General features: G+C 60.3%; 18 protein-coding genes. 11 read left to right on the top strand and 7 right to left on the bottom strand.

What is annotated here, in order from left to right:
* Window positions 1-387 precede the first annotated feature (387 nt).
* The 3 genes from TU82_RS21780 to TU82_RS21770 all read right to left on the bottom strand — a co-directional run bounded on the left by TU82_RS21780 (window position 388) and on the right by TU82_RS21770 (window position 3,798).
* On the bottom strand, window positions 388-1,470 hold the full coding sequence (locus tag TU82_RS21780; RefSeq protein ID WP_057725285.1) for a sensor domain-containing diguanylate cyclase: 1,083 nt from the start codon (window positions 1,468-1,470) through the stop codon (window positions 388-390).
* Window positions 1,471-1,636: 166 nt separating this feature from the next.
* The gene (locus TU82_RS21775; RefSeq protein ID WP_057725284.1) at window positions 1,637-1,999 is read right to left on the bottom strand and encodes a response regulator; all 363 of its coding nucleotides are present in this window, start codon (window positions 1,997-1,999) and stop codon (window positions 1,637-1,639) included.
* Window positions 1,996-3,798: a PAS domain S-box protein gene (locus TU82_RS21770; RefSeq protein ID WP_057725283.1), complete on the bottom strand. Its 1,803-nt coding sequence runs from the start codon at window positions 3,796-3,798 to the stop codon at window positions 1,996-1,998. Before TU82_RS21770 ends, TU82_RS21775 begins: the two co-directional genes overlap by 4 nt.
* A gap of 325 nt (window positions 3,799-4,123) precedes the next feature.
* Between TU82_RS21770 and TU82_RS21765 the strand changes: the two genes are divergently transcribed.
* The 5 genes from TU82_RS21765 (at window position 4,124) to TU82_RS28190 (ending at window position 13,522) form a co-directional block, all read left to right on the top strand.
* Window positions 4,124-5,416, top strand: a complete 1,293-nt coding sequence (locus TU82_RS21765; RefSeq protein WP_057725282.1) for an MFS transporter — start codon at window positions 4,124-4,126, stop codon at window positions 5,414-5,416.
* A gap of 238 nt (window positions 5,417-5,654) precedes the next feature.
* Entirely contained in the window at window positions 5,655-6,896 is a 1,242-nt protein-coding gene (gene mexE, locus TU82_RS21760) for a multidrug efflux RND transporter periplasmic adaptor subunit MexE (RefSeq protein WP_057725292.1), read from the top strand.
* A 15-nt stretch (window positions 6,897-6,911) separates the two neighbouring features.
* Complete coding sequence (locus TU82_RS21755; protein WP_057725281.1) at window positions 6,912-10,091, top strand: efflux RND transporter permease subunit; 3,180 nt, start codon at window positions 6,912-6,914, stop codon at window positions 10,089-10,091.
* On the top strand, window positions 10,088-11,503 hold the full coding sequence (locus TU82_RS21750; RefSeq protein ID WP_057725280.1) for an efflux transporter outer membrane subunit: 1,416 nt from the start codon (window positions 10,088-10,090) through the stop codon (window positions 11,501-11,503). The genes TU82_RS21755 and TU82_RS21750 overlap by 4 nt, the downstream gene beginning before the upstream one ends.
* A gap of 771 nt (window positions 11,504-12,274) precedes the next feature.
* The gene (locus TU82_RS28190; protein ID WP_082632056.1) at window positions 12,275-13,522 is read left to right on the top strand and encodes an MFS transporter; all 1,248 of its coding nucleotides are present in this window, start codon (window positions 12,275-12,277) and stop codon (window positions 13,520-13,522) included.
* Window positions 13,523-13,581: 59 nt separating this feature from the next.
* Here TU82_RS28190 and TU82_RS21745 read toward each other — a convergent pair whose 3' ends face one another.
* Complete coding sequence (locus tag TU82_RS21745; protein ID WP_057725279.1) at window positions 13,582-14,604, bottom strand: AraC family transcriptional regulator; 1,023 nt, start codon at window positions 14,602-14,604, stop codon at window positions 13,582-13,584.
* A gap of 168 nt (window positions 14,605-14,772) precedes the next feature.
* Between TU82_RS21745 and efeU the strand changes: the two genes are divergently transcribed.
* From efeU to efeO (TU82_RS21725), 4 genes are read left to right on the top strand one after another with little or no spacing between them, the layout of a single operon-like run.
* Window positions 14,773-15,618: an iron uptake transporter permease EfeU gene (efeU, locus tag TU82_RS21740; protein ID WP_057725278.1), complete on the top strand. Its 846-nt coding sequence runs from the start codon at window positions 14,773-14,775 to the stop codon at window positions 15,616-15,618.
* Window positions 15,619-15,628: 10 nt separating this feature from the next.
* Complete coding sequence (gene efeO, locus TU82_RS21735) at window positions 15,629-16,831, top strand: iron uptake system protein EfeO (RefSeq protein ID WP_057725277.1); 1,203 nt, start codon at window positions 15,629-15,631, stop codon at window positions 16,829-16,831.
* 14 nt (window positions 16,832-16,845) lie between these two features.
* Window positions 16,846-18,150 carry an iron uptake transporter deferrochelatase/peroxidase subunit gene (efeB, locus tag TU82_RS21730; RefSeq protein WP_057725276.1) on the top strand — a complete coding sequence of 435 codons (1,305 nt, stop codon included), beginning with the start codon at window positions 16,846-16,848 and terminating at the stop codon, window positions 18,148-18,150.
* 27 nt (window positions 18,151-18,177) lie between these two features.
* Complete coding sequence (efeO, locus tag TU82_RS21725; RefSeq protein WP_057725275.1) at window positions 18,178-18,996, top strand: iron uptake system protein EfeO; 819 nt, start codon at window positions 18,178-18,180, stop codon at window positions 18,994-18,996.
* Window positions 18,997-19,075: 79 nt separating this feature from the next.
* Here the strand turns inward: efeO (TU82_RS21725) and pssA are convergent, their stop codons facing one another.
* On the bottom strand, window positions 19,076-20,419 hold the full coding sequence (gene pssA / locus TU82_RS21720) for a CDP-diacylglycerol--serine O-phosphatidyltransferase (protein WP_057725274.1): 1,344 nt from the start codon (window positions 20,417-20,419) through the stop codon (window positions 19,076-19,078).
* A 124-nt stretch (window positions 20,420-20,543) separates the two neighbouring features.
* Here pssA and TU82_RS21715 point away from each other — a divergent pair, with 124 nt between their 5' ends.
* Both TU82_RS21715 and TU82_RS21710 read left to right on the top strand, forming a co-directional pair.
* On the top strand, window positions 20,544-21,107 hold the full coding sequence (locus tag TU82_RS21715) for a TetR/AcrR family transcriptional regulator (protein WP_057725273.1): 564 nt from the start codon (window positions 20,544-20,546) through the stop codon (window positions 21,105-21,107).
* A gap of 52 nt (window positions 21,108-21,159) precedes the next feature.
* On the top strand, window positions 21,160-21,639 hold the full coding sequence (locus TU82_RS21710) for a nuclear transport factor 2 family protein (RefSeq protein WP_057725272.1): 480 nt from the start codon (window positions 21,160-21,162) through the stop codon (window positions 21,637-21,639).
* Window positions 21,640-22,263: 624 nt separating this feature from the next.
* Here the strand turns inward: TU82_RS21710 and TU82_RS21705 are convergent.
* Window positions 22,264-23,421, bottom strand: a complete 1,158-nt coding sequence (locus tag TU82_RS21705; RefSeq protein ID WP_057725271.1) for a PQQ-dependent sugar dehydrogenase — start codon at window positions 23,419-23,421, stop codon at window positions 22,264-22,266.
* An 11-nt stretch (window positions 23,422-23,432) separates the two neighbouring features.
* Entirely contained in the window at window positions 23,433-23,747 is a 315-nt protein-coding gene (locus tag TU82_RS21700; RefSeq protein ID WP_057725270.1) for a hypothetical protein, read from the bottom strand.
* Between the last annotated feature and the right edge of the window lie 19 nt (window positions 23,748-23,766).

The raw sequence follows: 23,766 nt of genomic DNA, 5'->3' as shown, positions 1-23,766 counted from the left end.
GGATGGCCCATTGCGGCGGCCCACGGATTCAAGCCTGCGTTCGGGCACACCGAGCCCAAGCGAGGTGCCGAGTGGTGGGGCAAGAGCGTTTTGCTTACTTTTGACTGGGCCGGCATTCCGGCTTTTCAAAAGTGAGCCGCTGTAAAAGCGGAACCCTAAGCAGCCGTTACCGCAGCAACGGATATGTACTCGGCCTGATCCAACATTCTGGTCGGTCCTGAGGCCGCCATCGGGGGCAAGCCCCCTCCCACATTTGGACCGGGATCGGCACAAGATGCCGGTCGGCTCCAAGGCCGCCGCGCTTTTGCTTTTGATCTTAGGCGTCCCGTTAACCACGCTGGCCCAACGGGGAGCAAGCTCGGCGTCACGCCAAAGTTATGTAGATATCTATGTCCCGATAGCCGAAACACACCGCACCGGGCAAAACGCCAAACGGTTACCGCCGGCCTTTTTCGACAGGTACATCGCCTGATCCGCCTTGCTGATCAGCCCATCGACCTGCGCCCCATGCTCCGGATAAAACGCCACGCCGATACTCGCGGCAATCTCCACCGTCTGCGTGCCAATCAGAATAGGCGCATTGGCCGCCTGCAACATGCGCTGGAGCAAAGGCTCGCTGTCTTCCACTGCCTGCAACCCCACCAGCCCCGCTACAAACTCATCGCCACCGAGCCGCGCCAGGGTATCGCCTTCACGCAACGTCGCGTTGATCCGCGCCGCGACAATCTGCAACACCCGATCCCCCCAATCATGGCCGTAACTGTCGTTAAGCGCCTTGAACCCATCAAGGTCGATAAACGCAATCGCCACTTTCTGCTGTTCAATCTTTGCCTTGCCCAGCGCCTGGCGCATCCGCTCGGCCAACAGCAACCGATTGGGCAGTTGCGTGAGCGCGTCGTACCGGGCATCACGTTCCAGCAACCGCAGGCGCTGCTTCATCTGCGTCATGTCGCTGAACAGCACCACATAGTGCTGAACGTTGCCGTGACGGTCATGCACCGCACTGACGCTGATGCGCGAGGTCATCTGACGTCCATCCTTGTGGCTGCTCTGGACCTCACCGGACCAATGTCCGTGGAAATCCAGCGCATTCTTCATCGGCGCGTAAAATGCCGTCAGCCGACGCACCATGCGATGGGAGTTCAACGCTCGCCCCAGCACTTCGTCGCGCCCGTAGCCGGTGAGCCGGCTGAAGGCCTCGTTCACGGCGATGACGCGGCCGAACGGGTCGACCAGGATGATGCCGTCGCGGGCGTGGCTGAACACACTGGCGGCCAGCTCCGGGCACAGCGTACTGATGCGACGGTCGAGTGCGGCCTCGTCACGGGTGGCCGGACAGGACGTGGAGTCGAAGCCTCGCCGGGCCAGGTGCATGGCCAGGAAAGAGAGCGACTTATGCAGTCGGGTCAGTGCCTTCGCAGCGAAGGCGCAGTCAAGGCAGTGGCTACGGATGAAGGTGCGCAGGTTCATGGCGGGACGCGGTGCTCGTTGCTGCGGTGGGGTTGAATGCGGGGATTATCAAGGCGCAGGCCTGCCGGGGCCTTTGCTCGACCGGACGCAAGCTTTGCGGGAGGGGATGCAGTGGAAAAAATTTGCTGGGTTTCAGCCGGGACAGGCCGCCACAGGTTTTTACCGCCTAGCGTTTGAGCGTCAGTGCAACTTTCAGCAGAAGATCGCTCTCGGCAAATGGCTTATGCAGCACCGGGCAGTCGGCGAACTCTTCGGGCAGGCCGCTGACGCCATAGCCCGTGCTGAACAGAAAGGGAATATTGCGTGAGCGCAGAATCCTGGCGGCCGGAAAAACGCGCTCTCCCGCCAGGTTCACGTCCAGGATCGCCACGTCTACCTCCACCACATCGGCCACTTGCAGCGCTTTCGCAAGGTGGGCCACGGAGGCGACCACCGTGCAGCCCAGGTCTTCGAGCATTTCCTCGATCAGCATCGCAATGGCGCCCTCGTCTTCAACCAGGAGCACCCTGATCCCAGTGAACGCGGTCATGCCTTGTTCTCGGCGACCATGAACGAGAAGCGACAGTGAACGCCCTCAGGGGCGAAATCGAGTTCAAAAGAGCCGCCCAGATCGCGCTCGATGCAACGCTTCATCAACCGCGAGCCCAGCCCTTCGCGCGCAGGCGTCGACACCGGGGGGCCGCCCTGTTCGCGCCAGTCCAGGGTCAGCAGCGCTCCGTTCGGCTGGGGTTGCACGCTCCAGTCCACGGACAGAGTCCCCGTCTCGGTGAACATCGCGCCATATTTAAGCGCGTTGATTGCCAATTCATTGAGGGTCATGGTGAGGCTCAAGGCAACGCGGGTATCAACCTCGATGGCATCACCGGTGATCCTGATGCGGCCGGGCTCGGCGCCCAATACCGGCATCAACACCTCATGGGCCAGCACGCCCAGCGGAGTAAGCCCCCAATGCCGCTTCGTCAGCAGGTCGTGGGCGCGCGACAACGCAAGCAGCCGGCCTTCGAAGCGGGTATACCCGTCCTTGGCATCCAGCGCATTGCGCGCCGTCTGCGCCGCCAGGGACTGGACCGTCGCCAGGGTGTTCTTGACCCGATGGTTAAGCTCGTCAATCAGGTTTTTCTGCCGGTCTTCCGCCTGCTTTCGCTCGGTGATATCCACGAGCATGTTGATGGCGCCGATCAGGTTTCCGTTTCCATCGTGCAGCGGGGTCGGGTAAGGCGCAAAGGGCACGCGGGTGCCATCCGGACGCTCCGCAATCGCCTCGACGCCCCGTATGGACCGGTTTTCCTTGAGCGCCACGGCCATCGGGCACTGGTCGTGAGGCAGATAGGAGCCATCGGTGTTGAACAGTTTCCAGGTGACGCACCACTGGTCGCCCAATTGCGGCGTGCGCCCCGACAACTCGACTGCCGCACGGTTATAGAACGTGATGCGCCCCTCGGCGTCGGTGGTGTAGACGGCCGCCGGCAGCGCCTCCAGCAGATTGCGCATGTGCCGCTCGCTCTCCTGGCGCTCGGTTTCGGCGGCATGCACGCGGGTCACATCAATAGTGAAGCAACGCGTGTTGAAGAATTTGCCGTCCTCAAATCGCCCATTGGAGGTGATCGCTACGTGTTTGATGCTGCCGTCCCTGGCGCGCAGACGCGCCGGGTAACTGTTGAGGCAATCACCGCTGCCGAGCTTGTTGAGGATGTCGCCGATAACCGGCTCATCCACATGAAATTCGTTGATGTGACGACCGATGTACTCGTCTGCGCAATAGCCCAGCAGCGCCAACTCCGCTTTGTTGGCCCGCAGGATAATGCCCTCGCCGCTGACGATATGCAGGCCCACGGCGCTGTTTTCGAAAAAGTCTTCGAGATCGGAGCTCTTGCGTCGCAACTCTTCGGCGATGGCGTGGTGCAGCGAGACGTCCTGAAAGCAATTGATCGCGCCCTGGATTTCTCCGTGCTGGTCTCTGAGCGTGCGGATATTCATCAGCGCCACGAACCGCGAGCCATCCGGGCGCTCAATCAAGACTTCCTGGTTACGCGCCCACAGGCCCGCCTTGAGCGTGGAGGCCATCGGGCATTCGTCAACGGCTAACGGCGTGCCGCCTGTGGTGTAGAGCCGATAAGAGCCGCAAAAGCGGTCGCCATGCTCACCCAGGGCAGGTGTTCTTCCCCACAGATTGACCGCCTCGCTGTTGAACCTGACGAGCCACCCTTCGCGGTCGCAAAGATAAATGGCCCCCGGAATGGCATTGAGCGCGTGGGTCCCCATGGCGATCAGGCTCTCGTACTCACTCGGTACCCCTATGTCTTTGGGCACCCCCTCCACCTTCAACATACTTCGTCCTCTGTGCACCTGTGCTGATACGCGTCTGCCATCGACGTCTTGGCTGTCACCTGAGTGTAAGCCTGAGTCTGCATTCCATCCTGAAAAATTTCATTGGAATGATCAACCCGCAAATTTTCAGCCCGTTCCTGGCTATCACCGGCAACACGGCCAGAAAGGGCCATAGACGAGGACCTTTTGTTATGTGATCAACCCCGCTGCGCCTGCGGCCTAACGTCGCAGCAGACAGCCCTTGGAAAATCCCGTACACGCCGTAGAATCCGCGCTCGCTTCCAGGCGAGCGCCTGTTTCGCTGTCCGATTTTCTTGAGGTCTTTATGTCTGCGCGTTTGCTGGCCATGGCGCTGGCGCCCCTGCTGGGGCTGTTCATTGTTGCGCTGGGCAACGGCTTTCTTTCATCCCTGACCACCCTTCGACTCGACGCGGCTGGCGCATCGGCCACGATGATCGGGATCGTGTCATCGGCCTATTTCATCGGCCTGACGCTGGGCGCCGTCTTCAATGACCGGCTGATTCTGCGCATCGGGCATATCCGCGCCTACGGCAGCTTTGCCTCGTTGATCGCGGTGACCATCCTGCTCCAGGGCCTGTTCTACGACACCTGGGGCTGGTTCGCGCTGCGCCTGGTCAACGGCTGGGCCACGGTCGGGGTGTTTCTGGTGATCGAAAGCTGGTTGCTGCTGGCCGGCGATGCCAAGATTCGCGGGCGTTTGCTCGCGCTGTACATGATCGTTTTGTATGGCGCAGGCGTGCTGGGCCAGGCGGCGCTGGGCAGAATCGCCGGCCTGAGCGAGAGCGCACCGTTCATGGTGGCCGGCATGCTCGCCTCGTTGTCGGTGCTGCCGATTGTGATCCTGCCACGGGTATCGCCCTTGCTGGATCAGGTTGAGCCGCTCAAGCCACGGCAACTGCTGGGCGTGACGCCGACCGGGCTGGTCGGCTGTTTCGGCTCGGGGGTCAGCATTGCGGCGATCTACACCTTGCTGCCGCTGTACCTGCAACGCGCCGGCCTGAATGTCGGCGAAGTCGGCAGCATGATGGCCTGGACGATCCTCGGCGCCATGCTCCTGCAATACCCGGTCGGTCGCTGGTCCGATCACAAGGATCGCTTGCAGGTACTGACCATTCTGGCGGTGGCATGCAGCGCGTTGTCACTGCTGATCGTACTGCTGCCCCTGTCTTCGATGCTGCTGGCGGCGCTGCTGTTCCTGCTCGGCGGCGCGGTGTTCGCACTGTACCCGGTCGCCGTCAGCCATGCCGCCGACCGCGCCCCTGCCGACGCGCTGGTGCCGATGATCCAGGGCCTGTTGCTGATCAACTCGCTGGGCTCGGCCATCAGCCCGATGATGATCTCGCCGGTGATGAATTCGTTCGGCGCCAACGGCCTGTTCTGGGTATTTGCGCTGGTGAATCTGTGCATGGTCACCTTCTTCCTGTGGCGCCGCGGCAAGCGTCCCGTCCCGGCCAATCCCGCGCCGTTTGCGGCAGCGGCAACGTTCTCGCCGACTGGCGCTGAACTGCGGGTCACCGAGGATCTGCGCCAGGCGGTGCAGGAACACCCACCCATGGTCGATGCATTGAGCGGTGAGCCCGCTCAGCCTCAGCCGTGAAGCCGATTGTCCCGGCCTGCGTGGCAGGGACAACACCGGTGAGTTTAAACACGTCAGCAACAACAGTGTTTTGCCATCAACCAAATTGATAGCTCCCTAACTAAAGCTGCAGACTAGGGGGCTGTCCGCGCCGCTTATATCATTCCGAATGATAGTTACCTTTGCTTCATTCGATTCGTGACATACCGCCTCCCCGCGCATGATCCGCCCATCTCAAATACATTGGCGGATGCACCTCATGGAACAGTCACTCAAACATTTGCGCTTGCCCCTGGCGATATTGGCCGTGGTGGTGATGAGCGCGTGCGGTAAAACCCCGGAACAAGCGGCCGCCATGCCTGCTGCCAAAGTCAGCGTGGCCAAGGTGCTGGAGCAACCGGTCAACGAGTGGGATGAATTCACCGGGCGCCTGGAAGCTCCGGAAACCGTACAGATTCGTCCGCGGGTTTCTGGCCAGATTGACCAAGTCGCTTTCACCGAAGGCGCTTTGGTCAAGAAAGGCGACCTGCTGTTCCAGATCGACCCGCGCCCGTTCCAGGCCGAAGTGCGCCGCCTTGAAGCGCAGCTTGCTCAGACCAAGGCCGCCGCCACCCGCAGCGAAAACGAAGCACAGCGCGGCGAACGCCTGCGCCAGAGCAATGCGATCTCCGCCGAGCTGGCCGACTCGCGCGCCACCGCCGCCCAGGAAGCCCGTGCCGCCATGGCCGGGATCCAGGCGCAGTTGGACCTGGCCAAGTTGAACCTGAGTTTTACCCGCGTGACATCGCCCATCAGCGGCCGCGTCAGCCGTGCCGAAATCACCGCCGGCAACCTGGTGACCGCCGATACCACCGCGCTGACCAGCGTGGTCTCCACCGACAAGGTCTACGCCTACTTCGATGCCGATGAGCGTGTGTTCCTCAAGTACACCGAGTTGGCCCGCCAAGGCCGTCGCGGCGCGACCACGCCGGTGTACCTGGGCCTGTCGAACGAAACCGGCAACCCGCACCTGGGCCAGATGAACTTCGTCGACAACCAGGTCAACCCGGCCACCGGCACCATCCGTGGCCGCGCGGTGTTCGACAACAGCAAGGGCGAATACACCCCTGGCCTGTATGCACGCCTGAAACTGGTAGGCAGCGGCACCTACTCCGCCGTGCTGATCAACGACGAAGCCGTGGGCACCGACCTGGGCAAGAAGTTCGTGCTGGTGATGGAAGGCGACAAGCCGGCCTATCGCGCCGTGGAACTGGGCCCGAAGATCGAAGGCTTGCGCATCGTGCGCAGCGGCTTGAACAAGGACGACACCATTATCGTCAAGGGCCTGCAGCGCGTGCGCCCGGGCTCGCCGGTGGCGCCGGAAACCATTCCGATGGCCAGCCAGGAAACCCTCGCCGCCCTGGCCCAACAACGACAAGCGCTTGAAGCCAGCAACCTGGAGCAAGTGGCGCCGGAAAAACCCGCGCCCAAGCTCGCAAGCGTCGCGACTCCACGCGGTTAAGGGATACGACTCAAGATGAATTTTTCCAAGTTCTTCATTTCGCGGCCGATCTTCGCAGCGGTGCTGTCGCTGTTGATCCTGATCGCCGGCGCAATCTCGCTGTTCCAACTGCCGATCAGTGAATACCCGGAAGTGGTGCCGCCGACCGTGGTGGTACGCGCCAACTTCCCCGGCGCCAACCCCAAAGTCATCGGCGAAACCGTGGCCGCGCCGCTGGAGCAGGCCATCACCGGCGTCGAGAACATGCTGTACATGTCCTCGCAATCCACTGCCGACGGCAAGCTGACCCTGACCATCACCTTCGCCCTGGGCACTGACCTTGACAACGCGCAGGTGCAGGTGCAAAACCGCGTGACGCGGACTCAGCCAAAACTGCCCGAGGAAGTGACCCGCATCGGTATCACCGTGGACAAGGCCTCCCCCGACCTGACCATGGTGGTGCACTTGACCTCCCCGGATCAGCGTTACGACATGCTGTATCTGTCCAACTACGCGATCCTCAATATCAAGGATGAGCTGGCCCGCCTGGGCGGCGTCGGCGACGTGCAGTTGTTCGGCATGGGCGACTATTCCCTGCGCGTGTGGCTCGACCCGAACAAGACCGCTTCGCGCAACCTGACCGCGACCGATGTGGTCACGGCGATCCGCGAGCAGAACCGTCAGGTGGCCGCCGGTGCCCTGGGCGCCCAGCCTGCGCCGAGTGACACCAGCTTCCAGTTGTCGGTCAATACCCAGGGCCGCCTGGTCACCGAAGAAGAGTTCGAGAACATCGTGATTCGCGCCGGCGCCAACGGTGAAATCACGCGCCTCAAGGACATCGCCCGCGTCGAGCTGGGCTCCAGCCAATACGCGCTGCGCTCGTTGATCGATAACCAACCGGCCGTGGCGATTCCGATCTTCCAGCGTCCCGGCTCCAACGCCATCGACATCTCCAACGATGTGCGCGCCAAAATGGCCGAGCTGAAAAAGAGCTTTCCGGCGGGGATGGACTACCGCATCGCCTATGACCCGACCATCTTTGTACGCGGTTCCATCGAAGCGGTGGTGCACACGCTGTTCGAAGCACTGATCCTGGTGGTGCTGGTGGTGATCCTGTTCCTGCAGACCTGGCGCGCCTCGATCATTCCCCTGGTGGCGGTGCCGGTCTCCTTGATCGGTACGTTTGCGGTGATGCACCTGTTCGGCTTCTCGCTCAACGCGCTGTCCTTGTTCGGCCTGGTACTCGCCATCGGCATCGTGGTGGACGACGCCATCGTGGTGGTGGAGAACGTCGAGCGCAATATCGAATTGGGGCTGGAGCCGTTCCCGGCCACTGAAAAGGCCATGAGCGAAGTGACTGGCCCGATCATCGCCACGGCGCTGGTGCTGTGCGCGGTGTTCATCCCGGCCGCCTTCATCAGCGGCTTGACCGGACAGTTCTACAAACAGTTCGCCTTGACCATTGCCATCTCCACGGTGATCTCGGCGTTCAACTCGCTGACGCTGTCCCCTGCCCTGGCCGCCGTGCTGCTGCGTGCCCACGATGCGCCGAAGGATCGTTTCTCCCGGTTCCTCGACAAGATTTTCGGTGGCTGGTTGTTCCGTCCGTTCAACCGATTTTTCGAAAAGGCCAGCCATGGCTACGTGGGGACCGTACGCCGGGTGATTCGCGGTAGCGGCATTGCCCTGTTCGTCTACGCCGGCCTGATGGTGCTGACGTTCTTCGGCTTTGCCCACACCCCGACCGGTTTCGTGCCGGCCCAGGACAAGCAATACCTGGTGGCCTTCGCCCAATTGCCTGACGCTGCGAGCCTGGACCGCACCGAAAGCGTGATGAAGCGCATGTCGGAAATCGCCCTGAAGCAACCCGGTGTGGAAGCCGCGATTGCCTTCCCCGGCCTGTCGATCAACGGTTTCACCAACAGCCCCAACAGCGGCATCGTGTTCGTGACCTTGAAACCCTTCGACGAGCGCAAGGACGCGAGCATGTCCGCCGGTGCGATTGCCGGTGCACTGAACGGCCAATACGCCAATATCGAAGAAGCCTACATGGCGATCTTTCCGCCGCCGCCGGTACAAGGCCTGGGCACCATCGGCGGGTTCCGCCTGCAGATCGAAGACCGTGGCAACCTCGGCTATGACGAGCTGTACAAAGAAGTGCAGAACGTCATCGCCAAGAGCCACAACGTGCCCGAGCTGTTCGGCCTGTTCACCAGCTACACGGTGAACGTGCCGCAAGTCGACGCGGCCATCGACCGTGAAAAGGCCAAGACCCATGGCGTGGCGATCAGCGACATCTTCGACACGCTGCAGGTCTACCTGGGCTCGTTGTATGCCAACGACTTCAACCGCTTCGGACGCACCTACCAGGTCAACGTGCAGGCCGAGCAACAGTTCCGCCAGGACGCCGACCAGATCGGCCAGTTGAAAGTGCGTAACAACAAGGGCGAGATGATCCCGCTGGCGACCTTCATCAAGGTCAGCGACACCTCGGGCCCCGACCGCGTAATGCACTACAACGGTTTTATCACCGCTGAAATCAACGGCAACGCCGCACCGGGCTACAGCTCCGGCCAGGCCCAGATAGCCATTGAAAAGCTGTTGAAAGATGAACTGCCCAACGGCATGACCTATGAGTGGACCGACCTGACCTATCAGCAAATCCTCTCGGGCAATACCGCGCTGTTCGTGTTCCCGCTCTGCGTGCTGCTGGCGTTCCTGGTACTGGCCGCCCAATACGAAAGCTGGAGCCTGCCGCTGGCGGTGATCCTGATCGTACCGATGACGCTGCTGTCGGCCATCACTGGGGTGATCATCTCGGGCGGCGACAACAACATCTTCACCCAGATCGGCCTGATCGTACTGGTGGGCCTGGCCTGCAAGAACGCGATCCTGATCGTCGAGTTCGCCAAGGATAAACAGCAGGAAGGCCTCGACCCGCTGGCTGCGGTACTGGAAGCCTGCCGCTTGCGTCTGCGGCCGATCCTGATGACCTCGTTCGCGTTCATCATGGGTGTGGTGCCGCTGGTGCTGTCCAGCGGTGCCGGTGCCGAGATGCGCCATGCCATGGGCGTGGCGGTGTTCTCCGGGATGATCGGGGTGACCTTCTTCGGTCTGTTGCTGACGCCGGTGTTCTACGTACTGATCCGGCGCTATGTGGAGCGCCAGCAAGCGCGCAAAGCGGCCAAGGCCCTGAAGCTGGAGACACAGCAATGAGTGTGAAAATATTCCTGCCGAGCCTGCTGGTCCTGGCGCTCGCCGCCTGTGCCGTAGGCCCGGACTACAAGACCCAACAGCTGGAGGCGGCCAATATCACGGCCGCCGCCGACACCAAAAGCTACGACCACGCCAAATACGAAGGCATCTGGTGGCAGCAGTTCGAGGACCCGACGCTTAACCAGCTGGTGACCCAGTCATTGAGCGGCAACCGCGATCTGCGCGTAGCCTTCGCCCGCCTGCGGGCGGCACGGGCCATCCGTGACGATGCGGCCAACGACATCATGCCGGTGGTCACCTCCCGCGCCAGCAGCGATGTGGGTAAAGGCCAGATTCCAGGGCAGACCACCAAGCGTGTCAACAGCGAGCGCTACGACCTGGGCCTGGACATGGCCTGGGAAGTGGACCTGTTCGGGCGCATCCGCCGCAACCTGGAAGCCAGCGACGCCGACCAGCAAGTGGCCGAAGCCGACCTGTACCAACTGCAAGTCACCATGATTGCCGAACTGGTGGATGCCTACGGCCAACTGCGCGGCGCGCAGCTGCGAGAACGCATCGCCCTGGACAACCTGAAGAACCAGCAGGATTCGCGCAGCATCACCGTGAGCCTGCGCGATGCCGGTGTGGGTGATCAGCTCGACGTGGAACGTGCCGATGCGCGCCTGGCGGCGGTGGAAGCCAGCGTGCCGCAACTGCAGGCCGAACAAGTGCGCGAGCGTAACCGCATCGCCACCCTCCTCGGCCAGCGCCCGGACAAACTGAGCGTGGACCTGAGCCCCAAAGACCTGCCGGCGATTGCCAAGGCATTGCCGATTGGCGATCCGGGGCAACTGCTGCAACGACGCCCGGACATCCTCAGCGCCGAACGCAAACTGGCCGCCGCCACCGCGCGGATTGGCGTGGCCAAGGCCGACCTGTTCCCACGGGTCAGCCTCAGTGGCTTCCTCGGCTTCACCGCCGGGCGCGGCTCGCAGATTGGCTCGGCTGCGGCGAATGCCTGGTCCCTGGGCCCGAGCATTACCTGGGCCGCGTTTGATCTGGGCAGCGTGCGTGCGCGTTTGCGCGGTGCGAATGCCGAGGCCGACGGCGCCCTGGCAACCTATGAACAGCAAGTGCTGTTGGCCCTGGAAGAATCCGAGAACGCCTTCAGCGACTACGGCAAGCGCCAGCAACGCCTGGTCTCGCTGATCCGCCAAAGCGAATCCAGCCGCGCCGCCGCCGACCTCGCCGCGATCCGCTACCGCGAAGGCACCGTGGACTTCCTGGTGCTGCTCGACGCACAGCGCGAACGCCTGGCCGCCGAAGACGCCCAGGCCCAGGCCGAAGTGGATCTGTATCGCGGGATAGTGGCGATCTACAAGGCGTTGGGTGGCGGCTGGCAGCCGGACACGGTGGTGGCCAGCAGCAAGTGATGTAAAGAGCTCCTTTGGTTGGTCGCATCCAGCCAATTTTTAGCCCTGCGATCCATTCGGTCGCGGGGCTTTTTTTTGCTAGGAGCGTCCTAAAATATTGAACGTTATGTCTGTAAGCCTAATAAGAAGTCGTTCGTAAGTAATTTCCTAATACCGCACTGGGCCTGGCGATCAGGATTAAGTATTTTTTAACACTGCAGCCATTTCTCTTCTTGCAGATGTCCTGATACATAAAGTCACAACCTGTACATTTGCCTAATACTGCCCATATGGTCTTTACTCTCTTAGTGATAAGAATCAACTTAAATTGATCACAGAGGATGGCATAAAAAATATCAAACCTCACAATTCTGATACTGCCAAGTTGCTTCATCTACTTAGTACAACGGGGGGGTCGTGTTGGAATTAGAGAAGGAACCGGAGGAAAGCCTTCTCCGAAAATCAAAGGATGCTAAACTTATTCACACAGTCCCTCAGCGCTTTTCGGTGCCGTTGGTATTAACAACGGCACACTCGGACCGCTTCTGAGAGAGAAACCTTCATTCCAGGCATATCTACACTGGATTAGAGATGTACACACCGTTTGTAAAAAAATAATTATTCCTGCACGCTTTCCATCCAATGGAATAACAAACTCGATTGTCGCCAATCTCATGGCGTGGGAAGCCTTTCAATATTTGGCAAAGATTGGACCTTCAAAAATAGATGCATGCATTTTAAGCTTAGATTTCAGATCTTTTAAACTCACAAAGAAACAGGCATTTAAATAAAATGAATGCATTAGGTTTTTTAAAAAACAAAAATGACAATTTATATTATTCTTTGTCTATTTTCCTAAACATGGATGTTCAAAGAAGCCTGTTCGTTCTTTACTTGCTGCAACTTGGCATCACACAAGGAGAGATAGGTGCACTCCAATCTTTTTTATTTTTTTCTTGTGTGGCATTAGAAATCCCATCTGGCTTACTTGCAGATCGATATGGCCGTAAGTTTTCTCTTATAACCGGTTTTCTAGGGTTATGTATAAGCGGTATTGGTTTCTTGCTATTCTCCTCTTTTATTCCTTTTGCGATTATCTTTTGCCTATTCGGCGCCAGCATTGCGATGGGCTCCGGTTCAGACAGAGCATTATTGTATGATAACTTACTGGCTGAACACCGAGCTGAAGAGTATCCCAGAATATTGTCACGTGCCCGTGCTATCGGTGCGGTTTCATTAGGCTTATCCATGCTTCTTGGTGGCGTATTACAAGATAGTTTCTCATGGAACAGCGTTTATATTTTTTTTGCGATATCCAAGTTTGTCGGCGCACTTATTGTAACGTGCATTCCCGAAATGAGGCTTCCGTCTACCTCTCCGGCGCTCCATAAAGAAAATGGAGTAGGCCAGAACACGACAGAAAACGTTTTCACATCGCTCGTCAATTTTTTTCGCTCAAAAAAAGGGGCTCTTCTTATACCTCTATTTATTGGATATGCTTTATTCGAACTATCAACGATTCCCCTTTTTATCTATGGCCAGCCGTTTTTTGCCATGCAGGGTTTAGAGATACCTATTATTGCCGGCATTTATGCTGCCGTTGAAGCCATATCGGCAGTTATGTTCATGGCCGCAGGTTTTATTTGTTCTAGATTTTCTCTCGGCATAATTGCTCTTACCACTACCGCCGCGGTTACTTTTTTGCTAGGTATTTTATCATTAAATATTGGAACAGTTACTTCGGTGGCAACTTTCCTTCTTATCATGTCGCTCCCTTCAATATATGAAACTTCCTATGAAACATATATTCATGAAAATGTTGATTCACATATCCGAGCGTCCTGCCTATCTGTCGCAAACCTAATAAATTCAGTTGTCATCGGCATCTCCTATACTGTTTTTGGCGGGCTGCTGGATATTTATGGCTTCTCGTTGACTTTGGTTATAGTTGCTGCCACCTGCTTTGTGGGTTTATTTGGTGTAAGCACAACATTATTCTTAAACGGACAGAGAAGTCATTTAAAAAAACAGAGGGTTTGAATCGCGCAGACCTTTTGGCATTCTACAGACTCACTGCGTAACGCTTTCAAGCAGCGCCATTAATCTTGCGTTGCTTCATTCAAAATCAAACTCCGATAATGCCCCGGATTCGACCCGCTCCATTTACGAAACGCTTTATAAAACGAACTCGTATCAGCAAACCCCAACCGCTCGGCAATCTGGGCAAAGCTGATCTGCGGATCAGCCAGCCACACAATCGCCAGTTCCTTGCGCACGCTGTCCTTGAGGCCCTGATAGGTCTGCCCCTCTTCCGCCAGGCGGCGGCGCAAGGTGGAGGCGGAAATGCACAAGGTGGCCGCCAGGCCTTCGGTTTCCGGCCAGGTGTCCGGGGGCATTTGGCGCAGGTCGTGCTTGATGCGGCTGGCCAGGCTTTGCGGGTCGCGGTATTTGACCAGGATATTGGCCGGTGCCTGGCCGAGAAAGCGTTGCAGTTCCTGGGGTGTACGCCTGATCGGCAGGTCCAGGCACTCGGCGGAAAAGATCATGCGGGTGCGTGGTCGCTCAAAGCGCAGGTTGTCGGAAAACATCACCTGGTAATCGTCACAAAAGTCCGGGCGGGCGCAGCGCAGTTCAATGGCCAGGATCGGGATGCGCCGCCCCGCCAGCCAGCAGGCGACGCCGTGGACAATCATCCAATAGGTGAAATAGGTGAACGCGCGCTTGGGTTCAGGCTCAGGTTCGAGCAACACGATTTCCGCCAGGCTTTGCTGGCGCACCAACTGGGCAGGCAGTCGCTCAAGCATCAATGACAGAAAATCCAGCGCGGTTTCCAGGCCGGTCATCAGGCTCGGTTGTGCCAGGGCGGCACGACACAGAAAGGCCAGGCTGCCGGATTTGAGCTTGCGCGGGTCCATGCCGAAAAATTCGTCGTCCCTGCGCCGCGCCAGCAGACGCCACAAACGCGCATAGGCCGTGGCGGCCACGCGTGCGCCGGGCTGTTCGAGCAACATCGGGTCAATCCCGACCTTGCTTAACGCCTCAACAGTGGCCGCGCCCGGCGCGCAGCTCTGCAGCAAGGCTTCGCGCACTAGGTGGATGGAGATGGTGTCTTTTTCCGACATGGGCTGTTGGGCAATCCGGCTACGGTTCGGGTGGCTTGCATGATAAGGGCGGTTGCGCTTCGCCACCACCGTTCAGCCCAGGTTCAGCAAAGGTCAATATTTCTTGTTTAGCAATGAGTATCATTATGTTACAACTTAGCTTCCTATCTAGTTACGCCCTGGTGCCCGATGCTCGTTCCTTTTTTAATCATGCTGCGCGAAGGCATTGAAGCGGCGTTGATCGTTGGCATCATCGCCAGTTACCTGCAACAGACCGGGCGCGGCCAGTGGATGCCCGCCGTGTGGATCGGCGTATTTCTCGCCGCTGCCCTGTCCCTGCTGGTGGGCGGTGGGCTGGAACTGGTCAGCGCCGAGTTCCCGCAGAAACAGCAGGAATTGTTCGAAGGCATCGTCGGACTGGTCGCGGTGGGCATCCTCAGCTCCATGGTGTTCTGGATGCGCAAGGTGGCGCGCTCGATCAAACATTCGCTGCATGAGTCCCTCGATCACGCCTTGGCCGGCTCCCGGCATCAAGTGTTTGCGCTGATCGCCATGGTGTTTTTCGCCGTGGCCCGTGAAGGGTTGGAAACCGTGTTCTTCCTGCTCGCGGTATTCCAGCAGAGCGAAGGCCCCGGCGCGCCAATGGGCGCCCTGCTTGGCCTGATCCTGGCGATTGTCGTGGGCTTTTTGATCTATTCCGGCAGCATGCGCCTGAACCTCGGCGCGTTTTTCCGCTGGACCGGCCTGTTCATTCTCGTGGTGGCGGCCGGCATCCTCGCCAACTCGGTGCAGGCCCTGCATGAAGCGGGCGTGTGGAATCACCTGCAGACCGTGCTGTTCGATTTCAGCGCCGCACTGCCGATGGACAGCCCGCTGGGCTCAGTGCTCGCCGGTATGTTCGGGTATCAGGAAGCACCGACGGTGAGCACGCTCGGTGCCTATCTGATCTACCTGATGGTGGCCCTGGTGATGTTCTTCCTGCCCGCGCCGTCGGCCAAGCCAGTCGCCCGCCCCTCTTCCGTTTCCAGCCAGTAAGGACCGCCTCTTGTCCAGCCCGACCCTTCAACCGGCCCCGCCATCCCGCGCGCTGCGCTGGGCCCTCGCCGGCTCGGTGATCGTGATGATCGCCGCCGGTGGCCTGTTCTATTACGCCTCGCAGTTGGCCGCCGGCAAGCGCCAGGCCAACCACAATGAAATCGCGGTGACCATCCGCGGCCACGCCTGTGAGCCCAATGCACTGACAGTGCCGGCCGGACGTGCGAGCTTTCGCATCATCAACCGCTCCGATCGCGCAGTGGAGTGGGAAATCCTCGACGGCGTGCTGGTGGTCGAAGAGCGCGAAAATATTGCCCCCGGCCTGAGCCAGGTGATCAACGCCAACCTGCTGCCCGGCGACTACGCCATCACCTGCGGCCTGCTGAGTAACCCGCGCGGCACCTTGCATGTCACGCCAACGACTGAGTCCGACGCCCAGGCCAGGGCCAAGCCGTCGCTGGTGGCGTTTATCGGCCCGCTGTCGGAGTTCCGCGTGTACCTGAGCGGCCAAGGCAGTGCACTGGTCAAGGCTGTGACGGCGCTGCAGCAGGCGATTGATGCGGGCGATCTGGCCCAGGCCCAGGCCTTGTACGTACCGGCCCGCGAAGCCTACCAACGCCTGGCCCCGGCCTCGCAACGCTTGGCCGAACTGGACAACGCAATCAACGCCCGCGCCGACTACTTCGAAAAACGCGAGCAGGACCCGGCCTTCAGCGGCTTCCACCGCCTGGAATACAGCCTGTTCCAGCAGCGCAGCCTCGATGGCCTGGCGCCCGTTGCGCAGCGTTTGGTCGACGACGTCACCACGCTCAAGCATCAGCTGTTGGCCCAGTCCCTGCCGCCGGAGCAACTGGTGAGCATTGTGGTGCGCAACCTCAACAGCCTGGCCGACGTACGCGCCGCCAGCGGTGAAGAAGAACGCTACAGCCATATCGACCTCAACGGTTTCGCCGCCAACCTGCAAGTGGCGCACAAGGTGGTCGACCTGATGCGCCCATTGTTGACCCAGTCGGCGGCGGATCTGCTGCCGACCCTCGACAGCGCACTGGCGCAGTTCGACGCCGAACTGGCCGGTTTCAAAGTCGGCAGCCGCTACAGCACGTACGACAGCGTAACGGCCGATCAGCGCAAGCAGATCGCCGACAAGGCCAAGGCACTGGCCGCCGCACTCGATGGAATCGACCCCGCCCTTGGCCTTTCCGGCCTGCAGTGAGACGAAACGCAGACATGAGTGATTCAGAACAATTCAACCTTCAGCGTCGCCGTGTCCTGCTGGGCATGGCGGCTACCGGCGCGGCCATTGCCGGCAGCACCTTGACCTGCCCGGCCATGGCTGCGGCCGCCGAACAAGTCACCACCGCGCCGCGCAGCGACAAGACCCAGGACCATCACGCCTTCTTCGGCCAGCACCAGAGCGGTATCGTCACTCCGCGCCCGGCCTGCGGCATGTTGGTGGCCTTCGACGTGCTGGCCAGCGACCGTGAAGACCTGGAGCGTCTGTTTCGCACCTTGAACGAGCGCATCGCGTTCCTGATGACTGGCGGCACCGTGCCGCAGGTCGACCCGAAACTGCCGCCCACCGACTCCGGCATCCTCGGCCCGGTGGTCACGCCGGATAACCTGACTATCACCGTTTCCGTCGGCGAGTCGTTGTTCGATGAGCGCTTCGGCCTCGGTGCAGCCAAACCCAAGCGCCTGATGCGCATGGTCGGCTTTCCCAACGATGCGCTGGAACCGGCACAGTGCCACGGCGACCTGAGCCTGCAGTTCAGCTCCAACACGCCGGACACCAATATCCACGCCCTGCGCGACATCGTGAAGAACCTGCCGGACCTGCTGCTGGTGCGTTGGAAACAGGAAGGCAGCGTGCCGCCCCAGGCGCCGGCCAAACCCGGCGAGCCTGCGCAAAGCGCGCGCAACTTCCTGGGCTTTCGTGACGGTTCGGCCAACCCCGACTCCAACGACGCCAAGGCCATGGACCGCATCGTCTGGGTCCAGCCCGGCAGCGACGAACCGGCCTGGGCCGCCCACGGCAGCTACCAGGCGGTGCGGATCATCCGCAACTTCGTCGAGCGCTGGGACCGTACTCCGCTGCAGGAACAGGAAAGCATCATTGGCCGTGTCAAACCCACCGGCGCGCCGATGGGGGGCGACAAGGAATCCCAGGTGCCCGACTACAGCAAGGACCCGGAGGGCAAGTTGACCAAGCTTGATGCCCACATCCGCCTGGCCAACCCGCGCACACCGCAGACCCAGGCCAACCTGATCCTGCGTCGGCCGTTCAACTACTCCAACGGCGTGAATAAAAACGGTCAGCTGGACATGGGGCTGCTGTTCATCTGCTACCAGGCTGACCTGGAGAAAGGCTTTATCAGCGTGCAAACCCGGCTCAACGGTGAGCCCCTGGAGGAATACCTCAAGCCGGTCGGCGGCGGTTATTTCTTCACCTTGCCGGGGGTGCGGGGACCTGACGATTTCATCGGGCGCACGCTGCTTGCGGCAACGCACTCGCCAACCACTGCCAAAACCTGAAACAAAACTCAGAGCGGATACCGTCCCATGAAAAAGTCGACCCTCGCGTTGTCGTTGCTGATCACCCTTTCGCCACTGGCCGCCTTCGCCGCCCCGGCGCCGCTGGACCTGGTAGGGCCGGTGTCGGACTACAAGATCTACGTCACCGAAGAGATCGGTGAACTGGTCACCCAGACCCAGGCCTTCACCGCCGCCGTGAAACAAGGCGACCTGGCCACCGCCAGGAAACTCTATGCGCCGACCCGTGTGCACTATGAGTCCATCGAACCGATCGCCGAGCTGTTCAGCGACCTCGACGCCTCTATCGACTCACGGGTCGACGATCATGAAAAAGGCGTGAAGGCCGAAGACTTCACCGGTTTTCACCGCATCGAATACAGCCTGTTTTCCGAGAACACCACCCAGGGCCTCGACGCCCTCACCGACAAGCTCAACAGCGATGTGCTGGACCTCAAAACCCGCGTGGACGGCCTGACCTTCCCACCGGAAAAAGTCGTCGGCGGCGCCGCAGCGCTGCTTGAAGAAGTGGCCGCCACCAAGATTTCCGGCGAAGAAGACCGCTACAGCCACACCGACCTGTATGACTTCCAGGGCAATATCGACGGCGCGAAGAAAATCGTCGACCTGTTCCGTGGCCAGATCGAAAAACAGGACAAGGGCTTCCTGGCCAAGGTCGACAAGAACTTTGCCACCGTGGACAAAATCCTCGCCAAGTACAAGACCCCGGACGGCGGGTTTGAGACCTACGACAAGGTCAAGGATAACGACCGCAAAGCCCTGGTGGGGCCGGTCAATACCCTGGCCGAAGACCTGTCGATGCTGCGCGGCAAGTTGGGCCTGAACTGATTGGACCTGAGCTGAACCGCCCACGCAAAAAAACACCCAGGCCCCGCAGGAGTCTGGGTGTTTTTTTGTTCAGGTGGTTTTACAGAATCCGGTACAGCAGCCGTTCGATACGCACCCTGCTCACCCGTCGCAGGAACTTGCCCACCGCCGCCGGATAATCCACCAGCGTCTGCAATTGCTGGTAACCCTCAATACGTGTGGCGTGCCGGAAAATATGCGCCAGCTCCTGCGCTCGCGGCGCCAGCCATTCGCCCTTGGGGTCGTCGATCAGCAAGGCGTTTTCCAGGTCGAGCCGGAACGCCCTCGGGTTGAGGTTGTTGCCGGTCAGCAAGGTGTAACGCTCGTCGACCCACATGCCCTTGAGGTGGTAGCTGTGGTCACCGTCACGCCACAGGTGCAGGTTCAACTGGCCGCTGTCGATCATCGGCTGGTGGCGCTTGGCAAAGCGACGCAGGCTGATCTCATACAGATAAGGCAAGGCGGCGATCACCTTGAACGGTTCGCTGGGCGCAATGTAGAAGTCGTTGGCGGTCTTGTCGCCGACGATGATGTCGATCTTCACCCCGCGCGCCAGGGCCCGGTTGATTTCCCGAGTCACCGGCAGCGGCAGGTTGAAATACGGTGTGCAGATCGTCAGTTGCTGCTGGGCGCTGGCGATCAGTTCGAGGATCACCCGGCTGAGCGGGTTGTTCTTGCCCACGCCCAGCAGCGGGCTGACCTGCAAGTGCCCGTTGGGCAACTGCCCGGCACTGGTGTCATACGCCGCATGCTTGAGGCGGCTGCGCAGGTCGCCGATATCGTTGCGCAGGCTGCGGGTGGTGGGCGGGTTGGGCAGGTCGAGGCGGTGCACCGCCTTGGACGCCACCAGGCCATGCTCCACCAGATGCTGCATGGAATCGGCCAGCGGCTGGCTGTGGATCAGGTGATAACGGTCGAAGCGGTACTTGTCGAACTTGTGCAGGTACACGTTGTTCAGGCTGGCGCCGCTGTACAGCACCGTGTCGTCGATCACGAAACCCTTGAGGTGCAATACGCCGAACAGTTCGCGGGTTTGCACCGGCACGCCGTACACCGGCACTTCAGTGGCATGGCTCTGGGTCATGGCCTGGTACCAGGCGCTGTTGCCCGGCTGCTTGCCGGCGCCAATCAGCCCGCGCTGGGCGCGCAACCAGTCGACCATCACCACGATGTCCAGCGCCGGCCGTGCCGCCTTCGCGGCATGCAGTGCGTCGTAGATCTCCTGTCCCGCTTCATCCTGCTGCAGGTACAACGCAACGATATAGATGCGCCGCGTGGCCTGGGGGATTTTCTCCAGCAGGCAACGCCGATAGGCATCAGCGCCGGACAGCACCTCGATGGCATCGGTGGACAGCGGAAAACCGCGCAGTTTAGGCAACAGGGAGCGTTTGAAGAACGACGGCATAAGGCTCGCAAAGGGTCGAATCCGAAGAGGCCCAAAGCTTACACCATGAGGATGCTCAGGTCTCGTCAGCGCTATCCGAAAAACCCACTTGACCAAGAAGAACGATCGTTCTACTGTTTCAGCCATGAACGATATGACCACCAATGAAACACGCGATATCATTCTCGACGTTACCGAGAAGCTGATTTATCGCCATGGCATCGCGGCCACCGGGATGGACTTGCTGGTGAAAACCGCCGGCGTCTCGCGAAAAAGCATCTACCGCTATTTCGCCAACAAGGATGAGCTGGTGATTGCCGCCCTGCAGCGCCGCGACGAACGCTGGATGCACTGGCTGCGCACTGAAGTGGAGCGTAGCAATGATAGCGGCGAGCGCCTGCTGGCGCTGTTCAGCGCGTTGAAAAGCTGGTTCGGCTCGGCGGATTTTCGCGGCTGCGCCTTTATCAATACCAGTGGCGAGACCGGCAACGCGCAGGACCCGGTACGCCTGCTGGCCAAGGCCCACAAACAAAAACTGTTCGAGTACGTACTCGAACTGTGTCACGCACACGGCACCCCCGCCCCGGAGCGGCAGGCCGCGCAACTGCTGATCCTGATCGATGGCGCTATTACCGTTGCCCTGGTGATGGGTGATTCAACGGCTGCCGATAATGCGCAAGACATGGCGCGAATGTTATTGGCACTTTGAAGCCCATTCCTGGCAACTTTCGATCCACTCTACTGTTTTCAGGAGTTTCTCTATGTCCACTGACGCTGAAGTCCGCCCGCCCCTGCCGCCCTTTACCCGCGAATCGGCCATCGAAAAAGTGCGCCTGGCCGAAGACGGCTGGAACTCCCGCGACCCGCACCGGGTTTCACTGGCGTATACGCTGGACACCCAATGGCGCAACCGCGCCGAGTTTGTCCACAACCGCGAAGAAGCCAAAGGTTTTCTCACGCGTAAATGGGCCAGGGAGCTGGACTATCGATTGATCAAGGAGCTATGGGCGTTCACCGACAACCGCATTGCCGTGCGCTATGCCTATGAATGGCACGATGACTCCGGCAACTGGTTTCGCTCGTACGGTAATGAAAACTGGGAGTTCGATGAAAACGGCCTGATGGCCCACCGTTTTGCATGCATCAACGATCTGCCGATCAAGGAGAGCGAGCGCAAGTTCCACTGGCCATTGGGGCGGCGTCCGGATGAGCATCCGGGGTTGTCGCAGTTGGGCCTGTAACCTGTGGGAGGGGGCTTGCCCCCGATGAGCATAGGCATCTACACAACCCTGTAGCGCCCAACCGTAACCACGATGCGAAGCGAGTCGCTCTTGATCTGCTTTTGATCTTGATCTCAGGCGCCCCGTTAACCACGCTGGCCGAACGCAGGCTTGAATCCGTGGGCAACCCGGCAGGACGCCGGGTTAGCCGAACTGGGCCATGGATGGCCCATTGCGGCGGCCCACGGATTCAAGCCTGCGTTCGGGCACACCGAGCCCAAGCGAGGTGCCGAGTGGTGGGGCAAGAGCCCTTTGGTTACTTTGGGGCTTTTCCAAAGTGACCCGCCGTCAGGGCGGAACCCTAAGTGGCCGTTACCGCAGAAACGGATATGTACCCGTTCCAATCCAACATCCTGGTCGGCCCTGAGGCCGCCATCGGGGGCAAGCCCCCTCCCACATTTGGATCTCGGAACGTCAGGTAGATACGCGTTAGCTCCCTCGCCAGAGGTGCGGTGTCGCACCAAAATTGTGTAAATACCTATGCCCCGATGAGGACCGGTCAGTGAGTACATCAGTGACTGATACACCGCCATCGGGGGCAAGCCCCCTCCCACATTTGGATCTCGGAACATCAGCTATATCTGCCTAGTCCTGATTCAGCCCGACGCGATACAGCACTCCATCCTCTTCATCCGTCAGCACATACAGATAGCCATCCGGCCCCTGCCGCACGTCACGAATACGTGCTTTCAAATCCCCCAGCAAACGCTCCTCATGCACAACCTTGTCACCGTCGAACTGCAACCGAATCAGCTCCTGGCTGGCCAACGCGCCGATAAACAGGTTGTGCTGCCAAGCCTTGAACCGGTCGGCGTCGTAGAACGCCATGCCACTGATCCCCGGCGACTTCTCCCACACATGGTGCGGCGCCACGGTGCCTTCGGCGGTCTTGCCTTTGGCCTCTGGAATCGGCGTGAGGGAGTAGTTGATGCCATGCGTTGCCAATGGCCAGCCGTAGTTCTTGCCGCGCTCGATGATGTTGACTTCATCGCCACCCCGTGGCCCGTGTTCGTTTTCCCAGATCGTCCCGCTCCACGGGTTCAGCGCCAGGCCTTGCGGGTTGCGCTGGCCGTAGGACCAGATCTCAGGACGTACCCCTGGCTGGCCGACAAATGGGTTGTCGTCAGGCACGCGGCCGTCCGGGTAGATGCGCACGACCTTGCCTTGCAGCTTGTCCAGATCCTGCGCGGTAGGCCGGTCGTTGTTTTCGCCCAAGGTCACGAACAGGTAACCGTCACGGTCGAACGCCAGGCGCGAGCCGAAGTGATTGCCGGTGGACAGCTTGGGCTCCTGGCGCAGAATTACCGTAAAGTCCTTCAGACCACTCAAGTCATCGGCCAGGCGCCCGCGTCCCACGGCGGTCCCGGCCTTGCCATCCTTGCCGCCCCCTTCGGCATACGACAGGTAGACCAGGCGGTCTTGCTTGAAGTCGGGCGACAGCACCACGTCCAGCAAACCGCCCTGCCCCTTGGCCCACACCTGCGGCACGCCCGTCAACGGCGCGGAAAGCTTGCCGTCCTGGCTGACAAAACGCAGCTGGCCGGGAAGCTCGGTCACCAGGAAGCCTTGCCTGTCCGGCAGGAACGCCACCGCCCAGGGATGATGCAGGCCCTTGGCGACCGGCGTCGCGGTGATGCTGCCTTGCTCGCTGGGAAACTGTCGGGCCTCGGCGGCCTGGACTGCGGCCAATGGCAGCAGCGTGGTTGCGCACAAGGCGGCTAGCAGGGTTTTGCGTAGAAACATAAGACGGATCCTTACCGGCGATTGCCGTTGGCATCATAGGTGGGCGCTTTGGGTTCGGTGGTCGGGCGACTGGGTGCGGTGTCGCGCTTGGGATAGCTATTGCCGATCCCGCCGTTTTCCAGCGTAGGCCGAGGGTTGCTTGGGGCGGTCTGGATTCCGCGCACGGCCGGCGCGTTGGGCTGGGTGCCCTGCATGCTGTTGGGATTGGCCCGATGAATAGGGCCGTTGTTGGAATCGGGGCGGCCCGGCAGGTTTTGCGCCTGGGCCAAGGGGGCCAGGACCAGGCCCAACGCCAGCACGGCCAGGTAACGCACACAACTGTTCATGACGCTGCCTCTCTATGTG

It is taken from the genome of Pseudomonas orientalis (genome assembly GCF_001439815.1).
GTDB lineage: Bacteria > Pseudomonadota > Gammaproteobacteria > Pseudomonadales > Pseudomonadaceae > Aquipseudomonas > Aquipseudomonas orientalis.
This window is presented reverse-complemented; position numbering and strand designations above follow the sequence as displayed.

Excerpts from the sequence above, each read along its gene's own strand:
- pssA (WP_057725274.1), bottom strand. The coding sequence starts at position 20,419 with ATGCCGTCGTTCTTCAAACGCTCCCTGTTGCCTAAACTGCGCGGTTTT.
- efeB (WP_057725276.1), top strand. The coding sequence starts at position 16,846 with ATGAGTGATTCAGAACAATTCAACCTTCAGCGTCGCCGTGTCCTGCTG.
- TU82_RS21770 (WP_057725283.1), bottom strand. The coding sequence starts at position 3,798 with ATGTTGAAGGTGGAGGGGGTGCCCAAAGACATAGGGGTACCGAGTGAG.
- TU82_RS21705 (WP_057725271.1), bottom strand. The coding sequence starts at position 23,421 with ATGTTTCTACGCAAAACCCTGCTAGCCGCCTTGTGCGCAACCACGCTG.
- TU82_RS21775 (WP_057725284.1), bottom strand. The coding sequence starts at position 1,999 with ATGACCGCGTTCACTGGGATCAGGGTGCTCCTGGTTGAAGACGAGGGC.
- TU82_RS21765 (WP_057725282.1), top strand. The coding sequence starts at position 4,124 with ATGTCTGCGCGTTTGCTGGCCATGGCGCTGGCGCCCCTGCTGGGGCTG.
- TU82_RS21750 (WP_057725280.1), top strand. The coding sequence starts at position 10,088 with ATGAGTGTGAAAATATTCCTGCCGAGCCTGCTGGTCCTGGCGCTCGCC.
- efeO (WP_057725275.1), top strand. The coding sequence starts at position 18,178 with ATGAAAAAGTCGACCCTCGCGTTGTCGTTGCTGATCACCCTTTCGCCA.
- mexE (WP_057725292.1), top strand. The coding sequence starts at position 5,655 with ATGGAACAGTCACTCAAACATTTGCGCTTGCCCCTGGCGATATTGGCC.
- efeU (WP_057725278.1), top strand. The coding sequence starts at position 14,773 with ATGCTCGTTCCTTTTTTAATCATGCTGCGCGAAGGCATTGAAGCGGCG.
- TU82_RS21755 (WP_057725281.1), top strand. The coding sequence starts at position 6,912 with ATGAATTTTTCCAAGTTCTTCATTTCGCGGCCGATCTTCGCAGCGGTG.
- TU82_RS21715 (WP_057725273.1), top strand. The coding sequence starts at position 20,544 with ATGAACGATATGACCACCAATGAAACACGCGATATCATTCTCGACGTT.
- TU82_RS21710 (WP_057725272.1), top strand. The coding sequence starts at position 21,160 with ATGTCCACTGACGCTGAAGTCCGCCCGCCCCTGCCGCCCTTTACCCGC.
- TU82_RS21700 (WP_057725270.1), bottom strand. The coding sequence starts at position 23,747 with ATGAACAGTTGTGTGCGTTACCTGGCCGTGCTGGCGTTGGGCCTGGTC.
- TU82_RS28190 (WP_082632056.1), top strand. The coding sequence starts at position 12,275 with ATGAATGCATTAGGTTTTTTAAAAAACAAAAATGACAATTTATATTAT.
- TU82_RS21745 (WP_057725279.1), bottom strand. The coding sequence starts at position 14,604 with ATGTCGGAAAAAGACACCATCTCCATCCACCTAGTGCGCGAAGCCTTG.
- TU82_RS21780 (WP_057725285.1), bottom strand. The coding sequence starts at position 1,470 with ATGAACCTGCGCACCTTCATCCGTAGCCACTGCCTTGACTGCGCCTTC.